This window comes from Pontibacter beigongshangensis (genome assembly GCF_014332515.1).
Lineage (GTDB): Bacteria > Bacteroidota > Bacteroidia > Cytophagales > Hymenobacteraceae > Pontibacter > Pontibacter beigongshangensis.
The window spans coordinates 156765-182787 of record NZ_VFSD01000008.1; the positions used below are offsets into that span (position 1 = coordinate 156765).

At 49.5% G+C, this 26023-nt stretch carries 26 protein-coding genes and 1 tRNA gene; 13 read left to right on the plus strand and 14 right to left on the minus strand.

What is annotated here, in order from left to right; genetic code table 11:
* Positions 1-219 precede the first annotated feature (219 nt).
* From FJM74_RS08820 to FJM74_RS08830, 3 genes are all read left to right on the plus strand, one after another.
* Positions 220-1179 carry a ribonucleoside-diphosphate reductase small subunit gene (locus tag FJM74_RS08820; RefSeq protein WP_187262232.1) on the plus strand — a complete coding sequence of 320 codons (960 nt, stop codon included), beginning with the start codon at positions 220-222 and terminating at the stop codon, positions 1177-1179.
* A gap of 338 nt (positions 1180-1517) precedes the next feature.
* On the plus strand, positions 1518-3899 hold the full coding sequence (locus FJM74_RS08825) for a ribonucleoside-diphosphate reductase subunit alpha (RefSeq protein ID WP_187262233.1): 2382 nt from the start codon (positions 1518-1520) through the stop codon (positions 3897-3899).
* 136 nt (positions 3900-4035) lie between these two features.
* Positions 4036-5085, plus strand: a complete 1050-nt coding sequence (locus FJM74_RS08830) for an SIR2 family protein (protein WP_187262234.1) — start codon at positions 4036-4038, stop codon at positions 5083-5085.
* Between the two features lie 513 nt (positions 5086-5598).
* Here the strand turns inward: FJM74_RS08830 and FJM74_RS08835 are convergent.
* From FJM74_RS08835 to FJM74_RS08845, 3 genes are all read right to left on the minus strand, one after another.
* Positions 5599-5895, minus strand: coding sequence for a hypothetical protein (locus FJM74_RS08835; RefSeq protein ID WP_187262235.1), 297 nt, complete (start codon positions 5893-5895; stop codon positions 5599-5601).
* Positions 5877-6278 carry a hypothetical protein gene (locus FJM74_RS08840; protein ID WP_187262236.1) on the minus strand — a complete coding sequence of 134 codons (402 nt, stop codon included), beginning with the start codon at positions 6276-6278 and terminating at the stop codon, positions 5877-5879. The genes FJM74_RS08835 and FJM74_RS08840 overlap by 19 nt, the downstream gene beginning before the upstream one ends.
* Before the next feature lie 277 nt (positions 6279-6555).
* A complete protein-coding gene (locus FJM74_RS08845) occupies positions 6556-6825 on the minus strand; it encodes a hypothetical protein (protein WP_187262237.1) in 270 nt (89 codons plus the stop codon).
* Between the two features lie 178 nt (positions 6826-7003).
* Between FJM74_RS08845 and FJM74_RS08850 the strand changes: the two genes are divergently transcribed.
* A complete protein-coding gene (locus FJM74_RS08850) occupies positions 7004-7390 on the plus strand; it encodes an Hsp20/alpha crystallin family protein (RefSeq protein WP_187262238.1) in 387 nt (128 codons plus the stop codon).
* A 111-nt stretch (positions 7391-7501) separates the two neighbouring features.
* Here the strand turns inward: FJM74_RS08850 and FJM74_RS08855 are convergent, their stop codons facing one another.
* The 3 genes from FJM74_RS08855 to FJM74_RS08865 all read right to left on the minus strand — a co-directional run bounded on the left by FJM74_RS08855 (position 7502) and on the right by FJM74_RS08865 (position 8201).
* The gene (locus FJM74_RS08855) at positions 7502-7759 is read right to left on the minus strand and encodes a hypothetical protein (RefSeq protein WP_187262239.1); all 258 of its coding nucleotides are present in this window, start codon (positions 7757-7759) and stop codon (positions 7502-7504) included.
* On the minus strand, positions 7752-7916 hold the full coding sequence (locus FJM74_RS08860; RefSeq protein WP_187262240.1) for a hypothetical protein: 165 nt from the start codon (positions 7914-7916) through the stop codon (positions 7752-7754). Before FJM74_RS08860 ends, FJM74_RS08855 begins: the two co-directional genes overlap by 8 nt.
* 105 nt (positions 7917-8021) lie before the next feature.
* Positions 8022-8201, minus strand: a complete 180-nt coding sequence (locus tag FJM74_RS08865; RefSeq protein ID WP_187262241.1) for a hypothetical protein — start codon at positions 8199-8201, stop codon at positions 8022-8024.
* A gap of 1112 nt (positions 8202-9313) precedes the next feature.
* On the opposite strand from FJM74_RS08865, the gene FJM74_RS08870 reads away from it, so the two are divergent.
* The 3 genes from FJM74_RS08870 (at position 9314) to FJM74_RS08880 (ending at position 11154) form a co-directional block, all read left to right on the plus strand.
* Positions 9314-10060: a hypothetical protein gene (locus FJM74_RS08870; protein ID WP_187262242.1), complete on the plus strand. Its 747-nt coding sequence runs from the start codon at positions 9314-9316 to the stop codon at positions 10058-10060.
* Positions 10061-10235: 175 nt separating this feature from the next.
* On the plus strand, positions 10236-10670 hold the full coding sequence (locus FJM74_RS08875) for a septal ring lytic transglycosylase RlpA family protein (protein ID WP_187262243.1): 435 nt from the start codon (positions 10236-10238) through the stop codon (positions 10668-10670).
* 133 nt (positions 10671-10803) lie between these two features.
* Positions 10804-11154 carry a hypothetical protein gene (locus FJM74_RS08880; RefSeq protein WP_187262244.1) on the plus strand — a complete coding sequence of 117 codons (351 nt, stop codon included), beginning with the start codon at positions 10804-10806 and terminating at the stop codon, positions 11152-11154.
* An 879-nt stretch (positions 11155-12033) separates the two neighbouring features.
* On the opposite strand, the gene FJM74_RS08885 is transcribed toward FJM74_RS08880, so the two are convergent.
* Positions 12034-12456 (minus strand): hypothetical protein, encoded by a 423-nt coding sequence (locus tag FJM74_RS08885; RefSeq protein WP_187262245.1) that lies wholly within the window; start codon positions 12454-12456, stop codon positions 12034-12036.
* 115 nt (positions 12457-12571) lie between these two features.
* Positions 12572-13696 carry a radical SAM family heme chaperone HemW gene (gene hemW, locus FJM74_RS08890; protein WP_187262246.1) on the minus strand — a complete coding sequence of 375 codons (1125 nt, stop codon included), beginning with the start codon at positions 13694-13696 and terminating at the stop codon, positions 12572-12574.
* Positions 13697-13926: 230 nt separating this feature from the next.
* On the opposite strand from hemW, the gene FJM74_RS08895 reads away from it, so the two are divergent.
* Both FJM74_RS08895 and FJM74_RS08900 read left to right on the plus strand, forming a co-directional pair.
* Positions 13927-15699 carry a POTRA domain-containing protein gene (locus FJM74_RS08895; RefSeq protein ID WP_187262247.1) on the plus strand — a complete coding sequence of 591 codons (1773 nt, stop codon included), beginning with the start codon at positions 13927-13929 and terminating at the stop codon, positions 15697-15699.
* Between the two features lie 83 nt (positions 15700-15782).
* Positions 15783-15858, plus strand: a tRNA-Met gene (locus tag FJM74_RS08900).
* 116 nt (positions 15859-15974) lie between these two features.
* On the opposite strand, the gene FJM74_RS08905 is transcribed toward FJM74_RS08900, so the two are convergent.
* Together FJM74_RS08905 and FJM74_RS08910 are read right to left on the minus strand one after the other, a co-directional pair.
* Positions 15975-16550, minus strand: coding sequence for a hypothetical protein (locus FJM74_RS08905; protein WP_187262248.1), 576 nt, complete (start codon positions 16548-16550; stop codon positions 15975-15977).
* Positions 16551-16950: 400 nt separating this feature from the next.
* Entirely contained in the window at positions 16951-17214 is a 264-nt protein-coding gene (locus FJM74_RS08910) for a TFIIB-type zinc ribbon-containing protein (RefSeq protein ID WP_187262249.1), read from the minus strand.
* A gap of 562 nt (positions 17215-17776) precedes the next feature.
* Between FJM74_RS08910 and FJM74_RS08915 the strand changes: the two genes are divergently transcribed.
* The gene (locus FJM74_RS08915; protein WP_187262250.1) at positions 17777-18886 is read left to right on the plus strand and encodes a linear amide C-N hydrolase; all 1110 of its coding nucleotides are present in this window, start codon (positions 17777-17779) and stop codon (positions 18884-18886) included.
* A 308-nt stretch (positions 18887-19194) separates the two neighbouring features.
* On the opposite strand, the gene FJM74_RS08920 is transcribed toward FJM74_RS08915, so the two are convergent.
* Positions 19195-20865 carry a mechanosensitive ion channel family protein gene (locus FJM74_RS08920; RefSeq protein WP_187262251.1) on the minus strand — a complete coding sequence of 557 codons (1671 nt, stop codon included), beginning with the start codon at positions 20863-20865 and terminating at the stop codon, positions 19195-19197.
* A gap of 300 nt (positions 20866-21165) precedes the next feature.
* Here FJM74_RS08920 and FJM74_RS08925 point away from each other — a divergent pair, with 300 nt between their 5' ends.
* Positions 21166-21369, plus strand: coding sequence for a hypothetical protein (locus FJM74_RS08925; protein ID WP_187262252.1), 204 nt, complete (start codon positions 21166-21168; stop codon positions 21367-21369).
* Positions 21370-21448: 79 nt separating this feature from the next.
* Positions 21449-22324: an IS3 family transposase gene (locus FJM74_RS08930; RefSeq protein WP_187262279.1), complete on the plus strand. Its 876-nt coding sequence runs from the start codon at positions 21449-21451 to the stop codon at positions 22322-22324.
* A gap of 866 nt (positions 22325-23190) precedes the next feature.
* Here the strand turns inward: FJM74_RS08930 and FJM74_RS08935 are convergent.
* From FJM74_RS08935 to FJM74_RS08945, 3 genes are read right to left on the minus strand one after another with little or no spacing between them, the layout of a single operon-like run.
* The gene (locus FJM74_RS08935) at positions 23191-23937 is read right to left on the minus strand and encodes an NADPH-dependent F420 reductase (protein ID WP_187262253.1); all 747 of its coding nucleotides are present in this window, start codon (positions 23935-23937) and stop codon (positions 23191-23193) included.
* A 28-nt stretch (positions 23938-23965) separates the two neighbouring features.
* Positions 23966-24769: an NADPH-dependent F420 reductase gene (locus FJM74_RS08940; protein WP_187262254.1), complete on the minus strand. Its 804-nt coding sequence runs from the start codon at positions 24767-24769 to the stop codon at positions 23966-23968.
* A gap of 18 nt (positions 24770-24787) precedes the next feature.
* A complete protein-coding gene (locus FJM74_RS08945; RefSeq protein ID WP_187262255.1) occupies positions 24788-25222 on the minus strand; it encodes a hypothetical protein in 435 nt (144 codons plus the stop codon).
* Positions 25223-25515: 293 nt separating this feature from the next.
* Here FJM74_RS08945 and FJM74_RS08950 point away from each other — a divergent pair, with 293 nt between their 5' ends.
* Entirely contained in the window at positions 25516-25866 is a 351-nt protein-coding gene (locus tag FJM74_RS08950; protein ID WP_187262256.1) for a winged helix-turn-helix transcriptional regulator, read from the plus strand.
* The last annotated feature ends 157 nt before the right edge of the window (positions 25867-26023 follow it).

Consider the following 26023-nt stretch of genomic DNA (forward strand, 5'->3'; position numbering starts at 1 on the left):
AGGCTGTTTATTTTGATGTAATCGTCAGACAATCAATAGATTACAAAAGTGTGGAGAAATTGAAAAACTTTAGCCCCCGATTTCAAGTTCTATTCCATATATTTGAAGTCCTGATATTGCAGAGTGACAGAAAATGCCGCCACTCATTCCTATAAAATCAATTGCGCCCCGAGACAGACTGTTTCACCAGGGTGCCTTAACTATAAAGCTTACGTGTTTATGGAGCCAATACTAAAAGAGAACCCAAACCGTTTCGTCTTGTTCCCGATACAGCACGATGCCGTTTGGAAAATGTACAAGCTGGCAGAAGCCAGCTTCTGGACAGCAGAGGAGATCGACCTCTCGCAGGATCTCAAAGACTGGGAAAATCTGAACGATGGCGAGAGGCATTTTATCAGCCATGTGCTGGCGTTCTTTGCCGCCTCAGACGGGATTGTGAACGAGAACCTGGCGATCAACTTCATGAACGAGGTGCAGATCCCGGAAGCCCGCTGCTTCTATGGTTTCCAGATCATGATGGAGAACATCCACTCAGAAACCTACTCTTTGCTGATCGACACTTATGTGAAGAACCAGAAAGAGAAAGACCACCTTTTTAACGCACTGGAAACGGTGCCCGCCGTTGGCAAAAAAGGCGAGTGGGCGCTACGCTGGATCGAAAGCGAAAATTTTGCCGAGCGCCTTATTGCGTTTGCTGCCGTAGAGGGCATTTTCTTCTCCGGCTCCTTCTGCTCCATTTTCTGGATGAAGAAGCGTGGCCTGATGCCGGGCCTTACCTTCTCTAACGAGCTGATCAGCCGCGACGAGGGCCTGCATTGCGACTTTGCCTGCCTGCTGTACTCGATGCTGGAGAACAAGCTGCCTGAAGAACGGGTACAGGAAATTATACGCGATGCGGTTAAAATAGAGCAGGAGTTCGTAACCGATGCCCTGCCGGTAGACCTGATCGGGATGAACGCAAAGCTGATGAGCCAGTACATTGAGTTTGTGGCCGACCGCCTGCTGGGCGAGCTGGGCTGCAGCAAGATCTACAACTCCACCAACCCATTCGACTTTATGGAGATGATCTCGCTGCAAGGCAAGACCAACTTCTTCGAGAAGCGCGTAGGCGAATACCAGAAAGCAGGTGTGGGCGGCGACAAAGACAAGAAGATGTTCTCGCTCGACGAGGATTTTTAGAAAACCACATGCAGGCGCTGCCTATGTTAAATAACACGTGGCGCCTGCAGTTTTCACCTTACGCTGTATAGAAAGAACCAATACGTTTTCCAAGGCAGATACAACGCTCCAAAAGTTCAGGCGGCACACCAGTGCCTGACCGATATCTGCCTCTCTGTATATAGCAAAAATATTTTTATTTATCTATAAATGTTTGTACTACAACGACTTACGCTGCTTTGCTCGTATGGCTGTGTGTGCCATGACCTGGACTCCATCTTCTGTTTAATCAGAAGCTTAAATATACACTTGTACTAATTGATAACCCGGGCCCTTTACCCCCGCTAAATGTATACGCTATGTTAGTAGTTAAAAGAGACGGCCGTCGCGAATCCGTAAAATTCGATAAAATTACCGCACGCATCGAGAAGCTGTGCTATGCCCTGAACATGGACTATGTGTCGCCGATTGAGGTGGCCAAGAAAGTGATCGATGGCATTTACGATGGTGTGACCACCGTGGAGCTGGATAACCTGGCTGCTGAAACGGCTGCCTCGCTTACCACCAAGCACCCCGACTATGCGGTGCTGGCAGCACGAATTGCCATCTCTAACCTGCACAAGGTTACCAGCAAGTCGTTCTCCAACACCATGAAGCGCCTCTACACCTACGTAGACCCTAAGACCGGTGAGAACGCCTCGCTTATCGCAAAAGATGTGTACGAGATCATCCGGAAGCATGCCGCCACCCTCGACTCGACCATTATTTACGACCGCGACTACAACTACGACTATTTTGGCTACAAAACGCTGGAGCGCTCCTACCTGCTGCGCCTGGACGGAAGAATAGTAGAGCGTCCGCAACACATGCTCATGCGCGTGGCTGTGGGTATCCACAAAGACGACATCGAATCTGCCATCGAGACTTATAATCTCATGTCTGAAAAGTGGTTTACGCACGCCACGCCAACGCTCTTCAACGCCGGCACGCCCAAGCCGCAGCTTTCTTCGTGTTTCCTGCTTACTATGAAAGACGATAGCATACCGGGCATCTACGACACGTTGAAGCAATGCGCGCAGATCTCGCAGAGTGCAGGCGGTATCGGTCTGAGCATCCACAACGTACGCGCCACCGGCTCTTATATTAAAGGCACCAACGGTACGAGCAACGGCATTATACCCATGCTGAAGGTGTTTAACGACACGGCCCGCTACGTAGACCAGGGTGGTGGCAAGCGTAAAGGTGCCTTTGCTATTTACCTGGAGCCCTGGCACGCTGATATCTTCGAATTCCTGGACCTGAAGAAGAACCACGGGAAAGAAGAGAACCGCGCCCGCGACCTGTTCTACGCCCTCTGGACACCAGACTTGTTTATGAAGCGCGTGGAGGAGAACGGCGACTGGAGCCTGTTCTGCCCGCACGAAGCGCCTGGCCTGGCCGACTGCTGGGGTACAGAATTTGAGCGCCTCTACGAGAAATACGAGCGTGAAGGCCGTGCCCGCAAAACCGTGAAAGCGCAGGACCTGTGGTTTGCCGTGCTGGAGTCGCAAATAGAGACGGGCACGCCGTATATGCTCTACAAAGATGCCGCCAACAGCAAGAGCAATCAGCAGAACCTGGGCACCATTAAGAGCTCCAACCTCTGTACCGAGATCATGGAGTACACCGACGAGAATGAGGTTGCCGTGTGTAACCTAGCGTCGCTGGCGCTGCCACGCTTTGTAAAAGAGGAGAACGGCCACAAAACGTTCGACCACCAGAAGCTGTTCGATGTAACCTACCACGTAACCAAAAACCTGAACAAGGTTATTGACATAAATTATTATCCGGTGCCGGAAGCGCGCAACTCTAATATGCGCCACCGCCCTATCGGGTTGGGTGTACAAGGCCTAGCCGATACCTTTATTCACCTGCGCATGCCTTTCGAGAGCGAAGAAGCACGTGGCCTGAACAAAGACATTTTCGAGACGATCTATTTCGCTGCCATGACGGCTTCTAAGGATCTGGCCAAGAAGAATGGCGCGTACGAGTCGTTTAAAGGCTCTCCGCTGTCAGAAGGCAGGTTCCAGTTCGATATGTGGGGTGTAACGCCAGAGTCTGGCCGTTGGGATTGGGAAGAACTGCGCAAAGAGGTAATGGAGCATGGCGTGCGCAACTCGCTGTTGCTGGCGCCAATGCCAACTGCTTCTACAGCACAGATACTGGGCAACAACGAGTCGTTTGAGCCATATACCTCTAACATTTATGTGCGCCGCGTGCTGAGTGGTGAGTTTATGGTGGTGAACAAGCACCTGCTCAAAGACCTGATCGGCCTGGGCATCTGGAACGACAGAATGAAGAATGCCATTATCGCAGCCAACGGCTCGGTGCAGGACATTCCGAACATTCCGCAGAACATCAAAGACCTGTACAAAACGGTGTGGGAGATCAGCCAGCGTACAGTTATTGATATGAGTGCCGACCGTGGCGCTTACATCTGCCAGAGCCAGTCGCTGAACCTGCACGTGATGAACGTGAACTTCGGTAAGCTGACATCCATGCACTTCCACGCCTGGAAGAAAGGCCTGAAAACCGGCATGTACTACCTGCGCACCAAAGCCGCTGTAGACGCCATCAAGTTCACAGTAGAGAAACAGGCTGCCGAAACGCTATCGCCGGTATACAGCAGCCAAGACCAGAACCGCAGCGACATGGCCTGCTCCCTAGATGATCCGGATTCCTGCGAGGCTTGCGGATCGTAGATAGCTAAATTAAATAAGGAGGGCTAATCCTAGTCCTCCTTTTATTTTCCTCTTATTAAGTCCACCCTATGTTATTGCTGGTAAGAATCAGCAGATGGAATTGTATTGTCTCAACTTTAGCCCACCAAAACACGAAATGGATACTGTTACCATAGTCGGCAGCGGTTTTAACTATATTATTGCAGGTATAGTTAAACAATACACACAAGAAAAATCAAATTACCACCTTAGAATAGAACTAGAACAAACATATGACGACCTTCTAAGGATAAACAACCTATGGGGAGAATTAGATGACATTCTCAATAGTCCAACTCTAGCTTTCCCATCCAAAAATGGTGAAGAGATAATGCAATACTTCCAATCTGTCTTTGAATCTAGTTTATTTAAAAACATGATGAGTAGGGATTACGATATTGAGTACTCTGCAGCTTCACATCAGAACCTCCTTCAGAACGAAATTAAAAGAATTGGCTATCGCTCTACAGAATTTGAAAAGAGAGGAGGCTATAGCAACATCAAAAGGCTCCTGCCAAACCTTGGAGAAAACTTCTTGGAGCTCCTCATAAAGAACAACATTAGCAAGATGCATATCTACACCTTAAACTATGATGGTATACTTGATACTTTGTTAACACGGCGTGGGATAGACAATCAAGGACAAGAGTACCTATTTAAGGATAGCTTCTACTTCAGTGAGTTTCAACCTTGGAAGCTAAAAAGCTTACCATATCTCATGGCTCATTTACATGGCTCTTACAAGTATAAAAGAGGTAAATACTCTACCTCAAAGGTAGGCAGGAAAATTGTAAATGATAATCCGGTTATGATTTATAATAGTCCTAAGCTTAAAGAGACTTTGATTAAAGAAGACCCTGTTTTAAAAGCATACTACAGCCAACTAACACGGGACCTGCAGACTTATCAAAGATTGGTAATATTGGGTTGTTCTTTCAAAACTGAGCCTCATCTAAAGCAGCTTATAGAAAAGTACTTTGATAGACATGGAACAGAAGTAATAGTTTGTTCAAACAAGCCAGAAGAGGTAGTATCGGTCTTAGAGCCGCATTATAGTTTCCCAATCTATACTCAATCAACAGAACATGTAAAGTCGGAGAGGCAGCTAATAGAGTTATTTGATCGGTTATTTGGTGCAGCAAGTATGGATATAAGAGCAACAGCGTAATTCAACTTGACTTCATATACCAAAGACCTCGCAGTGTCCGAAGGTCCTGCGAGTGTCTAGCCAACTGTAACGGCTCCCCCAGACACTCGCAGGAGCTGCGCACGCTGCGAGGTCTTTGTGTTATAGCTCATCTTGTTCCAGAAATGGGGCAATGGTTTTGAAGTCGGTGGCATGCTCTTCGTGCTGCTGCTGATAGGCTTCAGGGCCACCGAACCACGTTAGCACCTCTTCCCGCTGCAGGGTAGTTTTACTTTTGGAGAGTATGCTGTGGTAAGACGAGTAGGGCCACTCTTTGAAAATACTTACCTGGCTCTAACGAAACTGACTTTTGCATAACCCATATACGGTGCAAACACCGCCATAAGCAGAAGACCTCGCAGCGTGCGCAGCTCCAGCGAGTGTCTGGCCAAACGCCATAAGCGCTTGCTTCCTCACCGGCACATAATCTACCGCAAAGTCATCTTTCAGGATATTCAGTTGCCACAGCCTCTGCCACACTGGAGCTTCGCCAGATTAAAAATTTAAAATTCGAGATTCGAAACGATGGCAGATATGCCCACCGGCAGCTTTATAGGCATCAGACCTTTCTAAAATCAAACTGGAAGAGAACTCAGTCCGGTTAAGCAAATAATGTAGAGCCAGTTTAAGAAGCATAAAAGGCTGACATTCAGAATTATGATAATCAAAAAGGCCCTCCGGAGGAGAAGTACTCTGCTGCTGCTGGCCATCCACAGAAAAGCTCCTTTCTGGAAACACAGCAGATAACCCGCAAGAATCAATGTTGCCCCCTGCTATTTCTCCAGCAGCCATCTCATCGCCTCCTGCTCATCACCAAAATCTCTCACTATCAGGTTATGGTCTATGGTGTGGCCCCGGATAATCATTTCCCGTATCCCCTCCCTGTTCGCTTCTGAATGAGACGGGAGCCGTGCCATACGCAGCAGCGAGCTATTGACCAACATCGGAATAAAAACTTCCAAACTCCACTGCAGGTCGTCAGGGGCAATGGATTGCATCAGGCGGTCGTCGCCAAGCCAGCGCGTCAGATAATTGCGATCTATCAAGTCTAAAGTTAACAAATAAGCTTCTCTTAGTTCCGGCCCTCTCACATGCCCCCGCCATACAGCCTTACCCAAAGAAATCTTCTTGTCGAAATAAAGGCTTACAAAATTGTTCTGAAAATAGATTTGCATTGTTTGCACTTTAAAAAGTACAAATATAGAAATAAAAGAACAAGATAGTAGACCCTGTCATTTATTTGGCTGGTGTCTGTAAAAAAATAGTGAGGAGAAGTACTGGAGTTTGAAAGTTGGTAAACACACAACCGTGGATATTACTGATTAACCCTAGCTGTAACACAGTAAAAACACGTAGAAGCACGGTTATACAACATAAAAAACTACTATTTTTTAAAAGTTACAGTAAGCTTTTACAGATACTGATACTTCTCAGTTTTTTTTCTGATACCTCTCATTGCATAAATAAAACGGCATGAAGGCCCGCCTGTAAATCCCTTACTTCCTCAAAACGGAAACTTGCGGCCTCCCACTTTTCAGGATTATGAGAGGCAAGCAAAATATATTTTAAGAACAGAACAGGAAAGCACCTGCAGCCACAAGTAGCAACAGCAAGTGCAAACGGGTGCTCTGGAGGGGGTTTTTTATTAGAATAATTTAGAACTCCAGATTCCGGGCTCTCCTCAACCAGCCCATATTCCCGCAAGTAAAAACATGCTTTCATGATGCAGGATCATGTTAAAGTAAAACATACAACGACAAAATGGCCTTAAAAAGCATTTTGAAGCACTATTTACAAGACATTATGTCGTGCCCCTACCAGAGACTAGTTTCAGATCCGGGGTAGGTATAAGTGGCACTTATTTTGCACTAACCACATCGAATAAGAAAGAGGAGACGACATGAAACTGATAAAAGACAAAGAGTTTTTACGAAACATTGCACAGCACATTAACCTGTTCAATACCATCGGTGGAGGTGTTAGTGAGACGTACGTAGACATTAAAAGATATAAAAGAGGTGCCGTGATACAGGTGTGGGCTGCCGGAGTAGATTCTAATTTATTTAAGATTGTGCTGCACAACAACCAGCTTACTGTGCTGTCGATGCTGCACAGCGATGGAGATTCCAAAGTGGCTATACCGCTCTTTAACAGAACCTATATGCTGCCTCCCCAGGTAGACCTTACACGCATTGAGGCGGTGCACCAGGATGGCCAACTGCAGATTAAGCTACCGTACCACGACGCGGCTACGCATCCGAAAGAAATCAAAATTCAGCAATTATAATTAAGAAAGGCTGCCGGTAAGGCAGCCTTTCTTAATTATAATTGCTCCATAAGCTATTGCTTTCCTTTAACCACCTGGGCTTGAGGCCTGAAATCAGGATGAGGCAGCTTGTTAAACAAATTTTGCCTTGATAATAGAGGTCAGGTAATCATATACTTCTACGCTCTCCTTGTCGAAAGAAAACGTGTTATAGCTGTCGGCTGTGGTCTTCATAACCCGGCATCCATTCTCGATCATCATAAAAATAAGCTCCCGCAAGCGGTATGGGTGCCCCGCGATATTTAAGATACATATGGCATCGCTACTCTCTACCTGCAGAAACATGTGTTCCACATGGTTTGTATCGGTCATCATCTTTTCTTCAGACATAGGTTTCAGCTTTTTGCCCCATTATAAAAGCAATTTTCTCACCATAAAAGTGCCCTATCTCTGCAGTTTCTGCCAATGCTTTTGCTGAAGTGGCGCCTGACGACTGCAGCAAGGCAGCTGGGACAGGTATTTTTGGTATGTATTCCAGCAGGAGCATCGGCCCCTAATTTTACAGGGGCAAGGGGATTCTGCCAACTGCGGCAAATTATTGGAATGAAAAAGCCCCTCAGGAGTATACGCTGCTGCTACTAATTTAGCAGTGTTAGCGGCGAGGATGCTCCTTGCGCCAGCCCACCACCACCAGCATAACCCAGACGGGATAGAAAGGCGTGAAAACAGCCGCAAGTGGAGGGTCTATGGCAAAGGCCACTATCAGCTGTAGCAGCAGGTTCAGGGCAGCCCCTATGAAGGCGATTTTGTAATACTTGTTTATGTTGCGCATGGTTTATTGGTACAGCTGCCGGCTGGGCATAAGGTGTTGGGTTGGGATGGCTGCCAGGATCAATTGATTTTTGGTGGAACACAGCCCTGTGGCTACTTTGGCAATAAAATCAGCAAAAAAAATACCCGCTTCTAAGGGCGGGTATTCATTAACCTAAATGCCTCGGCTCGCGTTATCTTTTTTTCAAGCACGAGCGGCTTGTCATCTTCCTTGGCTATCACCAAGTAGTACTTATTATCTTTGTCCTGGTAATAGATCAGCGTCGTCAGATCTTCGTATCCAATACTATAGATCTTTCTTGGCTCCTCCTTGCCAAACTTGAAATAATCTAAACTTATATTCTTCCTTAATTTCATAATCCAACTCCTTGATACTGATTTAACGCTTGTTGGGGGTTGTATTGTTTCATTATATTAGTAAGATACAAAAACATTCTTCCTAAATTCACATTGCTGATTTACAGCCGTTTACATATATACTGGTTTGTATGAGTTTGAACTTTAATAATAACAGCTTTAATCCGGCCACTGCCTCAGGCAATCTGCAAGGCCATAACCAGTGTTTTAACTTCATTTTCGAAAATACAATTTTATATTACGATATACAGATATTGGGCATGAGATGCTGCTGCTGATGGCACAAGCCGCTTTGTTTTTTGGAGGGTAACTGAAGCCCCGGTTACGGGTGCCTCTACTTTTGGGCAGGCAAAGAGACATCGGGGAAATCGCGGCGCAAGACTTACTTCTGCGCCATCCCGCATCCTGCTTGCTCAGTGCCGGCTCAGCAGCATGCCTGAGGCAACGGCTTTGCCTGTGTGGCCACCGGACACAACTTAAATTATGCACCGGAAAAATTCCGGAGGCGGCTGAGTTGGCTGCAGAGGCTCAGCAATACCCGTCGCATTGGGGCGGGCCGGTTATTATTGGTATGAGTTTTGAGCGGGCTAAGTCCTAACAAAAAGCCTCATTAGCTGGTATAATTAGGGCGTGTCTACATTTTGTGCTGCAAACTGGCCGTAAAAAAATCTGACAGGAGGACTTTTTGCCTGCAAAAGCTAAATTTATACACGCGCCTGGCATCAACATAAATTAAATAGTACTTTTATCTTTTACATGACTTACCTACAAAAGATTTTCAACCTTTGCCTCTTTTTACTGACCATGGGTCTGTCGGCCGAGGCTCAGAGTACAATGGGGCAGCCCCGCCAATATTTTTTGCAGCTGCGCACCGGGGAGATAGTGTATGCCAACAAGGTGCAGATTAAATCGCCCATCTTTAAATCAGACTACTTCCTGCTCGACGACAGCCTGCAGTATGGCATCGAGCTAGTAGACACTTACCAGAGCAACCAGGGCTACTTTACCCGCATAGCGCCCGGGAGCAGCACCGATGCCTTCGCCAAGCGCATCAGCGAAGGGCCACGGATCTCGAAGTTCTACTCAAGCCGCAACTACTACAACTATGGGTATGGCGCCTACGGCTACGGCATGGGCATGCCGGGGCACAGCCGGCGGCGCATTTATTATTTCTCCAAAGACCATGGGCCGCTCTATGAGTACAACTACAACAACCTGCAGCAAGCTTTAGCCGACAATGCCTCCAGCATGGCTATTCTGAAACAGTACCGGCGGAACAAGATCATTTACACCGGCATGTCTATTGCAGGGGCAGGCGTGCTGGCTTATGGCGCTATATCGTCGGCCAACAGCTCGCAAAATGGCTACTCAAGTATTTCGCCGGCCGTGTATGGCGGCGCTGCCCTTATTGCAACGCCTTTTGTTATTCAGCTCTTCCAGAAAGACAAGCTGACGCAGGCGATGGAGGTATATAATTACGAGCTCAGAGATACATCCAGGTAGCAGGCAGTTGCTGGTTTGGCAGTGCTCTGCATACGATCTGTGATGCGTTGCTGCTCTTGCCTCAGGCACAGCCCCCACACCCGGCTGCGCAAATCTCGCCCTCAGATTCCGCTAATGAAAATGGCCATCCGGCGCCTGCTGCAAAGGCCATAACTTATTAAATTGTATTTATTTTATGATCACATCCTTACCGGTTTTACATGCCTCTGCAGGGCGCGCCTGCACCCGTTGGCTTATCAGTGCACTGCTATTAACAGGAATGGCCTCCTGCGCCACCAGAACCGCCCAGTTTGGGCAGCGCGGCTACACCGAAGAGGGGCAGGCGTCTTACTACAGCAAAAAACTGCAGGGCCGCAAGATGGCTAACGGCCAGCCTTACCGGCACAACAAACTCACCGCTGCCCACCGCACGCTGCCGTTTGGTACCAGGGTAAAGGTAACCAGCCTGAAATCGAACAAAACCGTGAAGGTGACCATAACGGACCGCGGGCCGTTTGTAAAAGGGCGGGTGATAGACTTGTCGGGGAGCGCGGCCAGCAGGCTGAATGCCGTGCAGGCGGGCGTGGTGCCGGTAAAGGTAAAGGTAATTCGGGCCGCCAGTGCCCGGTAATGCCCACAGCAGGCTCTAAACTATAATAGATAGCCGTCACACCCCAATAGTTGCATGCTCTATAAATTAAATATTTCACAGAAATATCCTACTTAATTCTTGTTTTATCAAAATAATGCGTGTACATTTGGGCATGAATAATATATGGAGATCTTATCGTTTCGTGATGCCGATAGTGGCAGTGCTGCTCTTGTCAGCGCTGGCATCTCCTTTGGCCGCTAACCGGTTTGAGCGCCATTCCCCGGATACCTCCAGCCTTGAAGCCTGCCAGACCAAATCGGTTAAGCCCTCTAAAGCTACTGCCAAACCCGGGCAAAAATCTGTACTGGATGCCGAAGCCCTGGAAAGCCCGATCTCTTTTTTCAAAGACATGCTGTCTTCTAACGAGGAAGAAGACAACGATAAGGCGGCAGCCTCACCAGCCGGCCCTGCCCTGATTGCCGTAAAAGGCCTGGTTGCCACACTGCTCTCTACCATTATTTAGCGCCTGCAGCAGCAGCAAACCGCAAGGCCCTCTAAGGGCCTTTTTAATTTAAATAATCTGCCAAAGAAAATCCTGCGCCTACTACTACTGCCGTAAACAGCATTAACCGCCTGGCCCTTAGCAGCAGGAATAGCCTCCGGAAGGGCATTTTGATTTGAATAATTGCCCTGATACCCGACAAACAATCCTGTACAGGCTGCTATTATCATCCCGCAAAAAAAGGTTTGTTATGGCATTGGCTGACTATAAAAAACCTGCAGGAGCCACAGGGCAGATGAAGTTGCCAGATGCACCGATTGACATTTTCTTTGTTGTGGGAAGGGGCGCTCTGCAAAGAGCGTTCGGCGAGTGGGGGTGCAGGGCTACCCGATAAAAAATCGTTTTGTTTTTTTGGTTCTGTATCAAGACCATAGCCGTCAGGCTAGGCAAAACGCTTTTATACTGTTATTCCAGCAAAACTACACGACCAGCCCTTGCTCTCACCAACGAGCACAGCTGCTGCTCGATTTGTAAAACCGTCAAGTGTGTCTGAGGGCCTTTTTCCTTCTTAGCCTGAGGGCTAATGGCAGCAAGACAAATAAGAACAAAAACACGGGCCATGAAACAAGTGATGACGCTGCCAAAGCATAAAGGCGGCCATGCAAAAAAAACTCCATAGCCAGTAGCCATTGCCTTAGGCTCTCGCCCAAAAGATCCTTTCTGGATAACAAGCTGCAAGGTTCAGGGTATGGTCTGGGAAAAACTTCATACGAATTGGCATAGGCACACCCAAGTAAGCATTGCCAGGTTAGCTAGCGTAATGGCCAAAAGCCCGATTTATAAATTATTTGAATGAAAAAGGCCCTCGGGAGAACACTGCTGCTGCTGCTGCTGCTGTGCCTACTGACCATTGGTTAACAGCCATTCCACGGCAGCCTTCTCCTCGCCAAAATTCTTTACCTCAAAACCGATACACCCCAAGGCCTCTGCACGCGTGATAACAGATTCCAGCGCAAGCTTGCTGAACAGGTTGCTTGGCAGCACCCTGGCAAACTTCACAACACCTAATTTCGACAGTTCATCATAAAAGCTGCTCGAGAGCCAATCTTTGGCCTTAGAACTTATAGAGCCTAACTGCTGTGCATTAGACAGCACTTTGGTAATGTTGGAGTTGCTGATGCACTCGTTCAGCCTAACACCACTGTTCATCAGCTCCTGATCGTTTACAGCCGTTTGCAGCCACTCCGTTCGTAATACGCCATACTTGTGATCAGCTTCTATTTTGAAGCAATCTGATTGATAGACAGGTTCTAGTCGAAGCATTGGCTCAGCAGCGTTAGGTTAAAGATGGCAGTGCAAATCTATTACAGAAACCATCATCTTCAGCAGGAGGAATGTTATTTATTTAAAAATAGTATGTCAAAGCCATCCCAACTCCTTACATAAACAGGTCCAGCGTAATCTGGTCGGCCAGCAGCTTGCCTTTGTCGGTAAGGTAAAGCACGTTGTTGCTGATTTGCGCCAGCTCTTTTTGCTGCAACCCCTGCAGATAAACCCCATGGGTGGCAGCCAGATCGTAGTGCAGTTCCTGTTGTAGCTTTTGCAGGTCGCAACCCCAGCTGGTGCGGAGGCTGGTAAGGAGATAATCGTTGGCCTGGTCAGCAGGGCTGAGGTTTTCGAGCTCAAAGGCCAGCTGCCCCTGCTGCAGCGCATCGATATACTTCTTGTTATGGGCCACGTTGTGCTGCCGCGTAGGTCCGTTAAAGGAGTGGGCGCTGGGGCCGATGCCCAGGTAATGCACGCCGCGCCAGTAGTTGCTGTTGTGCCTCGACTCATAGCCGGGCTGGCAGAAGTTGGATATCTCGTACTGCACAAACCCATGCTGCTGCATCTGGGTGAGCAGCATTTCAAACTGCTGGGACGTAAACTCGTCTTCGGGGGCGGTAAAAGTACCCTTCTTGCTCCACCTGCCAAACACTGTGTCGGGTTCTATGGTGAGGGCATAGCAGGAAACGTGCTGCACCTGCAGCGAAAACAGCAGCTCCAGGTCCTGCAGCCAGATGCTGTGGCCCGGGGCCGGAATGCCATAGATCAGGTCAACAGTGATGTTATCAAAACCGGCTTCCTGAGCGTCTTTTACAGATTGCAGGCTTTCGGTGGCGGTGTGGGCGCGGTTCATCAGGCGCAAGTGCGGCTCATGGAACGACTGCAGCCCGATGCTCAGGCGATTCACGCCCGCCTGCCGCAGCTCCTGCAGCTTAGCCGGTGTCAGGTCGTCGGGGTTCGCTTCCAAGGTGACTTCAGCGTCTGGTCCTACTTCGAACAGCTGCTTTACCGTCTGCAGAATATCTGCGAGCTCCTGCTGGTGGAGCAGCGAGGGAGTGCCGCCGCCAAAATAGATGGTCTGCACCGGCTGCCCCTGCAGGTAGCCCTGGCGCAGGTGCAGTTCCTGCTGTATGGCCTGCACCATCTGCTCTTTCAAGCCCATGGAGGTACTGAAATGAAAGTCGCAGTAGTAGCAGGCCTGCCTGCAAAAGGGTATATGGATGTAAATGCCTGCCAACGTATTAGATTTAATGCTGCTGTCGTTATAGCTTAACCTGTTTCCCGGAACTATAATCCACTGCTTTTGCTTTTACTGCCATCAAGGCTACAAGTCGCAGAAGCCGATAAGATTGGGCAAAAGTTCCGGTATATTTGCCTGCGCTACGGCTGCGGATAAAGTTTCTGCAAATCGCCACAGCTGTTGCCGCTTTGCTATAACAATGCATAGCCAGAAATTATTCACTGCAAATGTACAAATTCCTGTTCTTGTTCCTGTGCTTTTCGCTGTTCCGGCCCCATGTGCAGGCGCAGGCGCCTCAGCAGATCAAGGTGCAGCCACAGCCTAAGCAATTGGCATTACGCATCGTCGTGCCGCAGGCGGAGCGGGCAGTGCTGCGGCAATACAACTTCAAGACCTTACACACTGATTCTGCCGAGGCCCAAAATGAGGTGCGGGCACTGGTGCACCGTATGCAGCAGGATGCTTACTTGCTAGCGTCTGCCGACAGCGCCTTTGTGCGAAACGACACGCTCCACGTGAAACTGCACCCAGGCGACCGATATGAATGGGCCGCCTTGCGCAATGGCAACCTGAGCGAAGGCATACTGGTAGAGTCTGGTTTCAGGGAGAAGTTTTACCGGAACACTCCGTTTAAGCCAGCCGAATATGTAAAGCTGCAGCAACGAATATTGGATTATGCCGAGCGCAACGGCTATCCCTTCGCCTCCGTCTGGCTCGACTCCGTAAAGATAAACGGTAATAAGGTGGAAGGGGCGTTAATGGTGGAGAAAGCCTTTCTGGTGACCTACGATTCGCTGCAGATACAAGGCAACAGCAAAACCCAACCCAAATTCCTGACGCGTTACCTGCAGCTTTACCCAGGCCAGCCTTACAACCAAGACCAGATTGACGCCTCTCAGCGCATGCTCACGGCTTTGCCCTATATTAAAGTAACACGCCCGCCCCAAGTGCGCTTCTATAAAGACAAAGCCAAGGTATTTTACTTTCTCGACGACCGGCAGGCCAACCAGCTCGACGGCGTAGTTGGTTTCTTGCCCGACCCATCGCGCCGCGACAACAAGCTGCTCATAACCGGCGAGGCGAACCTGAACATCCGCAACATCAGGGGCAGTGGCAAGCAGCTGGGCCTGCAATGGCGCCGTGTGAACCGTGGCTCCGTGGTGCTGAACGGAGAGTACCTGCACCCTAACCTGTTCGGGACACCTTTTGAGCTGGGCGCCCGCTTTGGTCTGCTCAAGCAGGATTCCTCCTTTATTACGGTGCAGCCGCAGGTGCAGCTTTCGTACTACACTATTAAGTATGGCAAGTTCAGTGTGTTCAGTGAGTGGCGCAGTGCCAATGTGCTCTCTTCGGCTAATCCGCAGAGTCTGCAGAACCTAGATCTGGCCGATGCCCGCACCAACACCTATGGTATTAATTACCTCTGGAACAACCTCGACGACTTTTACTTTCCGAAGCGGGGAAGGCTGGTGGAGCTGCAGTTTTCGGCGGGCAACAAGCGGCTGCTGCGCAACCCATCGCTGGAGCAGAGCTTCTACGACACACTGCAGCAGCGCACCACGCAGCTAAGTGTGGGACTGCAACTGGAGAATTTCTTAAGAATTGGTAAAACGAGTGTACTGCTAACCAAACTTCGGGGCAAGACTTTGCTTAACGACCAGCTTTTCCTCAACGACATGTACCGATTGGGAGGCTTGGGCTCCCTGCGCGGCTTCGACGATTATTTCTTCTATGCTTCCTCTTTTGCGGTAGGCACGCTGGAGTACCGCCTGTTCACAGCCGAGGACTCGTACGTGCTCTTGTTCTACGACCAGGGCTACTACCGCTCTGATCTGGAGAAATCTTTTGTGGAAGAATTGCCACTAGGGGTAGGAGGGGGAATAAGCTTTAGTACAGGTGCAGGTATTTTTCAGTTGGTATATTCGCTGGGAAGGTCGGCACAACAGCCTTTAACGTTTAAACATTCAAAGATCCACTTTGGTATTACCAACAAATTTTAGCAGACCCTAATTTTTTTAGCTTTTTTGTGGCGCAGGACTTGCATCGTAAGAATTATCGCCCTACTTTTGTAACACAATAACAGTGCGGGGTGGAGCAGTTGGTAGCTCGTTGGGCTCATAACCCAAAGGTCGCAAGTTCGAGTCTTGTCCCCGCTACCAAATAGAATCGTAGATCGTTGGTAATTAACGGTCTACGATTTTTTGTTTTAAGTCCCGTACATATTCCGGACAAATCTGCACGTACTCTTAATTGCGTTACTGCATTATACTAAAAGCTATTTATTGCCTAAGACTTCAATGCCATCGCTTATCTCAAGTATTCTCTCAGCAGCATTAACATAGTATTTTCCAGACTTAGCTTTTTTAAGAGTCATGTATTCCCTTCCTTTCTTATCTGCCCTATTCTTTCCTTCATTATAAATAATATCAGCGTGCCTGTTTAGGTACACTTTCAATAGAAGGCTTAATTCCTCAAAATTAAGATTGTTGGATTTAGCATAAGTAATAGCCCAATACAATGCATTCCTCAAAATAAACTTTACTTTAGGTGCCACATTTAAGTTAGGCTTTCTACCTTCACAAGAGATATCAAAATTAATTTTATTAAAGCCTACAAAAGCAGATACTCCTGCCTTTAAAGCTTTTCTGCCAAATGCAGCTGAATCACAAGCAACACAAACTACTTTTTTTCCTTTTAGCAAATGCAGGTTATCCTGGTTTATAAAAAGTCCATTATTTTCTTCATAAACATATCTACTTCTATGACTACCAACTTCTGCTTTAAATGAGCAACCAAGTATTCCATTCGGTCTTCTATGGCATAAAATTAAAAGAAGATCATCTTCTCCCATCGCTGAGATTGATGTTTGTGCAACAGAGTGTGACTTAAAATTATTTGTCTTGTCCTAATATAGCTTGACAGCAACCTGTCCCGTAAAACGGCTGTATTCCGATACAGCAAAAACGGCAGTTACAAAGCGTTGCTGGACCTTGCTGACAAGTTAGTACCTGTCACTGCTTAGCAACCTTCGCTACGAGACACGGCTGTTTCTGGCCTCTGATCCGCATTTTATGCTGTGATTCTCTTGTTAATCAGTAAACCAGTGAAGCACGGGCTGCCTGTCTTAGGCAGCCCGTGCTTCACTGGTTATTTATTGCAGTACTATATGCGCAGCAGGTTCTAAAAGTATCGCACTTTAGAAAGAATCGCCTTCTGCTTAGCCTGGCATAGGGCCTGGCTCTTGGTCATACTCAGTCGAAGAGTTCGCTGAAAAAGGACTTCTTCTTTTTGTGCGGATGCCTTTTGCTGTAGTCTTCGCCGTACTCGCCGTAGCCGTAGCGCTTATAGTCGGAGTCGTAGTTCTCCTTCTTGGCGTAGTGGTCGGCCGAGCGCTCAATGATCTTCTCCAGTTCCCCGCGGTCAAGCCAGACGCCGCGGCAGTTGGGGCAGTAGTCAATCTCTATTCCCTTCTTATCACTCATCAATAGGGTTTCATGGCAGGATGGACATTTCATAATGTGGGTTTGGTTAGTTTATAAGTCAATAACGTTGTCAAAGGTGCGGCATATCTGATGATCCGTCAAGACAGCCCCTCCTTCTTCAATAAGGTAACGCCGCCAAAGGGGGCGTAGTATACTTCTCTACCCGGAGGGTTAAAAACAAGGGCTGCGTTTGTCCCAGAAAAGGCGGAAGTTACGGAACAAAAGATGTGAGGGTATTTGGGGCTTTGTCCGCATAGCTTCTGATTGTTAGGATCCACATCCTGAGTCCCGCAGACCAAGTACCCTGTTGGTCAAGGTCCGTCGCAGGAGCAGACAGAGCTTTATCATTGCCAATAGCATATCCAACATGAGCTCTGGCCTGTCCCAATATACAGGCCAGATACGCCTGTGAGAGCAAATCAAGTCTTTTTATGTAGGAATGGCGGGACTTTGGAGGACAAATACACTGTCAATCCCAAAGGGTTTTTAATTATTTTTATAACTTAACCCCAGCGAAAAGAGGCCCCTGCAACCCCTTACTTCGGTCCGGGCTTTATTACACCATACAGGTAGTTATGTCCTATTCAAAAGAAACATGAGAAAAACACTAGCAACCATCCTGTCTACCGTTCTTATTCTGTCTTGGGGAGCCGCTTACGGTTGCTCTGCCTTTCTGCTGAAAGGAGAGGACCACTGTGTCGTCGGGTTCAATGAGAACTGGAAGACCATGCCGGGAATCGTTGTGCTCAACAAAAGGGACATCGTCAAAGAGAGCCTGAGCTGGAAAAGGCTCACCTCTTCCCAGGCAACCGAAGAAAAGACCATCACCTGGAAATCGAAATATGGCTCAGTGAGCTTTAACCTGCTTGGCGCTGACCTCCCCTGCTACGGGGTGAACGAGAAGGGCCTGTTCCTCGTGGAGCTCTACCTGGACAAGACCTACTCCAGGCCTGACACGGCAAAGGCCAACATGTTCTGGGCCCAGTGGATCCAGTACCAACTGGACAACTACGCCACGGTGGAGGAGGTGATCCACAACCTGGACAATTCACCCGTCATAGACTGGTGGCCAAACTTTCCGGGAAGCCACTTCTTTGTGGCCGACAAGGAGGGCAACACCGCGGCGATCGAGCTGATTGAGGGGCGGTTCCAGGTCTCCTCCCAGGAAGGGATGCCCGTGCCGGTGCTCTGCAATGACCCGTACCGGAAGGAGCTGAAGGCCGTGAGGGAATATGACTTTATGAACGGCGGGAAAGAGTTTGACCCGCACTCCCAAAAGTGGGAGGACCGGTTCGCCAAGGCCACGCACATGCTAAAGTCTTACGCCCCGGATGTTTCCCCCATCGACTACTCCTGGCAGGTGCTGGACAGCATCAAACCGGGGCAGTGGCAGCTGGTGGCCGATCTCAGGAACGGCGTTGTTCACTTCAGGTCGGACGTAGGCAGGGAGATAAAGTCGCTGGACCTGTCAGCGTGCGGGTTTGAGCGTGGAGGCCCCTTAGCATATATTGATATCAACTCGGAGCTGAAGGGAGACGTCAGAGGCGGGCTCACCAAGCTGACGGCGGACTTGAATGACAGTTATGTGGCCAGGGGGTTTCCCATAGGGTACGTCAACAAGGAGTTTCCCGAGTCGGAGGATTACAGGAACATCAAAGCCAATCTGAGGAGGTATTATCTTCGGCTGATTGAGCATAAATACTAGCTTAGGCGGTGGTGCAGCCCTAAGCAGGAATGGAAGTGTTTCATGATCGGTCACAGTGCCTTGATAAGTGATGGCTGCCCTTAAACAGAGCATGCTGTAATTCTTTTCAGACAGGCAACCATGTCTTGGATGGCTGCATCTATGGGATGAACAAAGTGATCTAACCCACTCCTGGCAAACTGGCTGCATTTATCAGAGCATCTCAGAGGATAAGGAAGAACCGTATTATTTGGCTTGCCTACTCCTAAATTCTGCCTCATGGAAATCCTCAGGCCGGACTTCCTGAATTTACGGGAGTTGCCCCCTGGTTAAGGCTCCTCCTTCCCTGTCTTCTCGTTTCCTTGGCTGTCTCCGCTAACGAGCAGCTGCTGGACAGGCAGGGCAAACCCTTTGCCTTTGGTGTTGACGGCTTCCATCATCTGGAGCAGCAGGGCTTCCTTTATCTCGAGCTGCTCATTGAAGTCGCTGGTAAGGATGTAGGAGAAGAGCTCCACTTTGAGGGCATCGGAGGCGATCTCGGTCAGGCGCACCCTGGCGCTGCCCTGGTCCACCTTGGGGTGTTGGGCCAGTATCTGGCGCAGTGAGCTCAGCACGGCCTGTACCTGGGCCGGGGAGGTGTCGTAGCGCAGCCGCAGCACTGGACCGAAAAGAAAGCGGTCCCGGTGCGCGAAATTCTCGATCCTCTGGGAGGAGAAGTCTCCGTTGGGGATGGTCACCACCGTGCGCTCCGAAGTGCGCAGCCGGGTGGAGCGCATGCCGATCTGCTCCACCGTTCCGCTCGCGTCGCCTACCTTGCAGAAGTCCCCCACCCGGATGGGCTGGTCAGCGATAAGGGTAACGCTGCCGACAAAGTTCTCCACTGTTTTCTGCGCTCCCAGGGCCAGGGCGATGCCCCCTATCCCCAGCGCGGCTAGGCCGGTGGTGACATCAAAGCCCAGCGTGTCGAGAATGAAGATAATTCCGAACACGAGCAGGGCGACCTTCACGCCCCTGCGCAGGAAGAGCACAATGGAGATGCCCGCCATGTTGTGGCGCTGGACAAGGCGCCGCTGGCTGAAGTTGGTGACGGCATCCACCAGCCGCCAGAGCAGCAGCAGCACCGCTAGCAGGCCCACAATGATGGTGAGCTCACTGAAGCGCTGGCGCAGCACAAAGGAGATGCCCAGGCGCTGGCTCAGGATGACCAGTAGCCAGGCGGCCAGGTAAAGCCGTATGGGCAGCGAAAAAGCTCTGATAAAGCCATAGGTCGGCTCGTCCCTGGTTTTTCGCCAGACGTAGTGGACCAGGTAGGTGAGCGCGGCGATCAGCCCCCAGGCCAGCAGATAGGCCACTACGGCAACAAGCAGCATGCCCAGCCAGTGCCCTACAGGCACCCCGCCCCACCTGTTTTCCTCCAGAACGTCAGGCAACGTCTTTTCCAGCACTGTGGCGCTGGGCGCATCGGCCTGCAGGGGGACTCTGACGATGGTCTCGGCGGCGAAGAGCCAGATCGGCCCTCCCGTCGGACCTTCGGTTTTCTCGAGGAGCAGGTCGATCTCCTCCCCATTCACCGTAGCTGTACCTACCCGCTCCAGGTTCGGTGGCAGCTCGTCCTCCAGCTCGCCGTCCGGTGAATCGCTTATCCAGGATCGGGGCAGGGTCCGGCTGTGCTGATCCAGCAGTCGCTGCAGCGCCTGCGCGGCGGCAGCGCCGTTCCCTTGGGTGCCGGAAGGGGAGGTTAGGTTAAGGTAGAAGGCGGCTTTGGTATAGTCCTCGTCCGCCACGGCGCCAATAAAACCAGTGATAGTGCCGCGGGGCGTGCGCCTTCCCAAGGAGTCCTCAGGCCAGGCAGGCAGGGCACTGGCTATGGTGTCCTGTTCCGCCTCCTGCCCAGAGGAAGCGGCAGGCAGCACGAAGAAAAGCACAGCGGCCGGCAGGAGCAGGCGGAAGACACTTCTCAGGACATGGAAGGGCAAACAGGAAGATAGAGCAGAAGACATGCGTTGAGGGTTGAATGGGTGCTACATGAGAGCCGGGCTTAGGAGGCCTACGAGAAGCCCCAGGCTGTTTTTCTGTTACATCAACAAGTAACGGTGTTGCGTTGAAGGGGTTGCAGGTGGGGATTGGTCTTCTCCTGATATAGGTTGACACAAAGTCGACAGAAATGAAGGAAAGACCATCAAATAAAGTATCGTTGCCGAATATCTCTGTGGCAAAACCAGCTACCGTAAATTGGGGGAGAAATATGGCATCAACTTTTACAGCATCCGCCACTGGGTACTCTCCGACACCAGGGCCGTATGAAGCAACCACCAAGAGCTAAAGCAGTAAAGACAGCACCGGATTTTCTACCCGATGAATCCCTGCCTACGGATGTGAAGACACTGCAGGCCGAGCTGCGGAAAGCCAGGCTTGAGAAGCAGGTGCTGCTGGAGGTGATCAAAGTAGCCGAAGAGGAGCTGGGGATCCCGATCCGGGAAAAGCATGGTGCCAAGCAATCCTGAGCATAGAGCAAAGAGCGCCCTCCCGAGCTGTCGGGATGCTTTGCTGCTTGTTTGGCTACAGTAGGCGTATTACCAGCAGATCAGAATACAGGAACAGCAGGCCCTGCAGGAGGACCTGCTCGTGCAGGAAGTGCTGCGCATCCTCCAAACCCAAAAGCGGTTGAGAGCCCGCAAGCTACTGGTGGTGATGTCGGCCTACATGGCCGAGCATGGCATTGGTATAGGCCGTGACGCTTTCTTTGAGCTCCTGCGGGAGCAGGGCCTGCTGGTCCGGAAACGAAGGCACTCCAAGCCTCAGACCACCTCCTCGAGTCATTGGCTGCGCAAGTACAGCAACCTGATCATTGGTTTGGTCCCCACCGCTGCCAACCAGCTGTGGGTGAGCGACATCACCTACATTCACCTGCAGGAGGGCTTTGCCTACCTGAACCTGATCACCGATGCCTACAGCCATAAGATCGTGGGTTTTTACCTGTGCCAGGATCTCTCCTCCGCCTGGGGATGCATCCAGGCCCTGGAGATGGCCCTGGAAGGGAGTCTGGTGCACAAGGGGCTGATCCATCACTCGAACCGGGGCCTGCAGTACTGCAGTTCCGGCTATGTAAAGCTACTGCAGGACCACCACATTGTTATCTCTATGATACAGCAGAGGGATCCGCTGGAGAATGCGATGGCAGAGCGCGTAAACGGCATCCTTAAGGAGGAATTACTGGAGGGGGTTTACCCCACTTCCGCTGCTGCACAGACAGCTATAGCCTCCGCTATCAGTGTCAATAACCACCAGCGCCCGCACTCCAGCGTGGACATGCTCACTCCGGTAGAGACACACACTAAAACAGCAGAACTGAAAAAGCGCTGGAAGAACTTTTATGCCATCAGAAAAGGAAAGGAGGTGTTGAGGGTATCGGGGAAGGAAATAGCAGCAATGGAGATGGAAGGACGTAAAAGCTTATAAATGTAAAGCTATAGCCGGACAAACAACCAATGTAAAGGCTTGGCAGGATTATATTTTATGTGTAAACTTGATAAAGGATCAGTCCTAGAAAAACTGTCAACTTTTTCCAGGACTAAGTATATCCAAGTAAATTTTGTTGAACAGAGGCAAAATTATTCCAATGAAAAAGGCCCTCCAGAGGCATTTAGCCCTTGTCCCCTGGTCCTTCATCCGTCATAAGTTAGTTGGATGTGCTTAGTGCTTCATAAACAATTTTTTGTCGGGTTGTAAAGCAATTATTCTAATCAAAATGCCCCTCCGGAGCTTTCTGCTTTTGTTGCTGCTGCTCACTAACAACCCACAGTTAATACTTTATTTAGCACTACGTACATCCGGGTAAACATTGCCGGGTCTGTTGGAGAAGAGAAAGAAGTCTGCCTTTCGGAATTATTCTAATCAAAACAGCCCTCCGGAGACCTCTTCGGCTCCTGATGCTGCTGATCCGGCCCGCTTGCGACTGATTTTACTTGAAGGTACTTAGCAACAGCTGCTGCTGTATCAGGCCTAAGCATTAGGTAGCAATCACAGCGTAGAACACGGACCGGAAGCTATATACAGCCGTATATGCTAGCAAAGGTTACTAAGCAGGGACATGTGCTATCCTATTAACAACGATACAGCAACAACACGCAATAACGGCTGATTTGGCTGCACCAGAGTACCGCCGTTTTCCGGGATGCAGGGTATAAGCTGTATCAGGACTTACAACTCTTCCCTTCATCTTGCGAGTTAGCATGGAATGGACATGCTTGCCGGAACGACTACCAGCAGCACAGGTGCGCACGCAACAATGCTGCTGGCAGCCCCTCAGTCAAGTACAACTAAACTTACCTTAGATTTCCAGTAGAAGCTGAACGGTTCAAGGCAACCATCTCTTCGTGAGAAGGAAACGATCTTAAACTTTGAAATTTCTGCATTACTGCATCTCTTGCTACAGGACCTTTTCCCTTTTCGGTTGCCGCAAGCGCTTGTTTCAGTTCTGCCGCATTCAGTTCGGTACAATAGGCGGGAGTACCGGGTTCTTGACGCCATGATTCTGAAAGACTTCCACCATCAACGGTATCAAAACCTGTCGTGTCAACCAGTTCAGCGGCTACTTTTTTATGTGCCTCGTTATCACCGGCCACCGAAATTGCTATTCTTCCTTCCTCACCGGCTGGCTTCCCTTTATGCCTCAAAGTGTATTCCAATATATTATTGAACACCTTGATAACCGGTCTTCCCAGAGTTTCAGAAATGTATTCACTCTCCGTCTTACCTTCTAAGTCAGGAAGCTCGCCATCCCGCATGGGGTAGTAATTGGAGGTATCCATGATGGTGACCTCCTGGGGTACATCTTGAAGTAAATTCTTAGGCAGGTCCTTGTACGCTTTAAAAGGGATGGAGAAAATAATAGCCTCCACATCTTTTACAACGTCCTCGATGGTGGCCGCCTCAGCACCCAAACTGGCTGCTATTTCTTTAAGTGTGGCCATATCTCTTGTGTTGGTAACTTTTACCTGATGACCTGCAGCAGAGAGTTTACCAGCTATCGTACTGCCGATAGCTCCCGTGCCGATTATTCCTATTTTCATATTGGGTATCTTTTAAACTGTTTCCTGATTAACTTAACGTAGTATGCTTTCTTGCAGGCAAATTGTTGATCTCACGTACGATGTCTACGGCATGGTCCACAAACCCTTCCGGGTAATCTCCTGATAAGATGATTTTGAAGTATTCATCGCCTATCTCTTGCATTTTACTAAACAGCAACTCCTGCTTATCTCGTAGTGTTTCTCTGTTGGCTGATGCCCGGGCCTTTATAAGCTCAGGTAGAGTCAGGTCAGTGCAATAGGCAGGGGAGCAGGCCTGCTGGCGCCAGGAGTCTTCCAGTAGTCCGGCATCCAGGGCGTCGAAACCGGCATCATCCACCAGGCCCAGCACCACCTCTTTTGATCTTTGTTCGTCACCCGACACGGCCAGCGCAATTCTGTCTTTACTTCCTTTAGGTCTGCCTTCTACCGCCAGACTATAGGCACCGATGTTGCTGAATGCTTTTACGACCGGCCGGCCGAACTGCTCCTGCACCCATACACTGTTCACCATGCCGTTTTCCACTGCCTCTACTTTAGCATCCCGGTTTGGCCAAAAGTTTGTTGTTTCCACGATCACTACACGATCCGCTACCTTGCCTTCCAACGTTTTGACCAAGTCCGGGATATTGCCAAACGGAATAGATACGACTATCACATCCACATCCTGCGCAACATCCACTACTTCTACTGCTTTTACACGAGCCCAGTTGGCAAGTGCCTGAATACTTTCCACACCTCTCGCATCTGCAAGTGTAACGTTGTGCCCTGCTGCACTAAACTTCCTTGCCAGGGTCTTGCCGATTACGCCGGCTCCAATAACTCCTATTTTCATATTGATATACTTTAGTGATTAATTTGTAGCTGATACTGTTTTTGCTACCTGTTCAGGCAATCCGTTCTGAAAGGGTAAGCCTAGATGTTCGCGTAGGGTGGTGGCCGTATGTTCTGTTCTGAGCAGGCCCCTCTTCTGCAGAATAGGCACGACCTGTTCCACAAAATCCGTCAGGGAGCCCAGGCCGGAACCGGGGACAACGCTGAAGTCTTTTCCTACACCCGCCTCAAACCACTGCTGAAACTTATTGGCAATGCTTTCAGGCGTTCCTAAAAAGATAGGATGATAATTGATGGGCCCATGTGCCAGCACTTGCCGAATGGTGAAGCCCTTTTTGGCCAGTTGCGCTCCTTTTACATAATCTTCCTCGTTGATGAAGGCCGCATTGTCCGCGCCGGGCCAGCCTCCTTGTTCTATGCCCTGCCCGCTAGGGAGCTGGGCTATAAGGTGCATTTGCTCTTTCCTATATTTGCTCCTAACAATACTCGATTCTGATTACTTGATAATTGAAAGCCTTGGTGTGACCCGATGCTTTCCGGCCTGTTAGCCAGCTTTTGCCTATCCGCTGTGCGATCATGCTCTCCGGCCAAAGCAAGGGGTTAAACCAGTAGGATTCTTCCGTATCGGCTCTTCCTTGAGAAATTTTTTACCTCAGTTGATTAAACTGTTGCAAAGTTACGGCTTTTCACTTTCCTTTGTATAGCACTTTCCCAAAGGAAAGCACTATACCTTTATACCAAAGAGCTATGGCTAATAAAATGGGATACCTGTCCTGCCTTGACACGGTAAAGCCGGTGCGGGATGCGATCGAAGTAATCAATGGCAAATGGAAGCTGCCCATCATTATCTCGGTGATGACCGGCAATGAGCGGTTCACCGATATACAGGAGAGTATTCCTGGCATCACCCCGAAAGTGCTGGCCAAGGAGCTAAAGGACCTGGAGCAGCACCAGCTCATCAAGCGAGTGGTGGTAGATGATTACCCGGTGAAGATCTCGTATAAGCCGGAGCCCTATGCCGATACCCTGACTCCTATCATTGATGCCTTGAAGGGTTGGGGACTTAACCACCGGAAGAAGATTTTTGAAAAAGAGTAATCCTGCCAAGGAAACAACGGTTATATGAAGGGCTGAGAATTTGAATAAGCGGAGGTAGTGATCAATAAAACGATGGGCGGTCTCTACCCTTGATTCTGTTTATACATGTGTCAGCCACCGGCAAAAGAAAGGCTTTTTAAAGTGATTTGACAGAAAA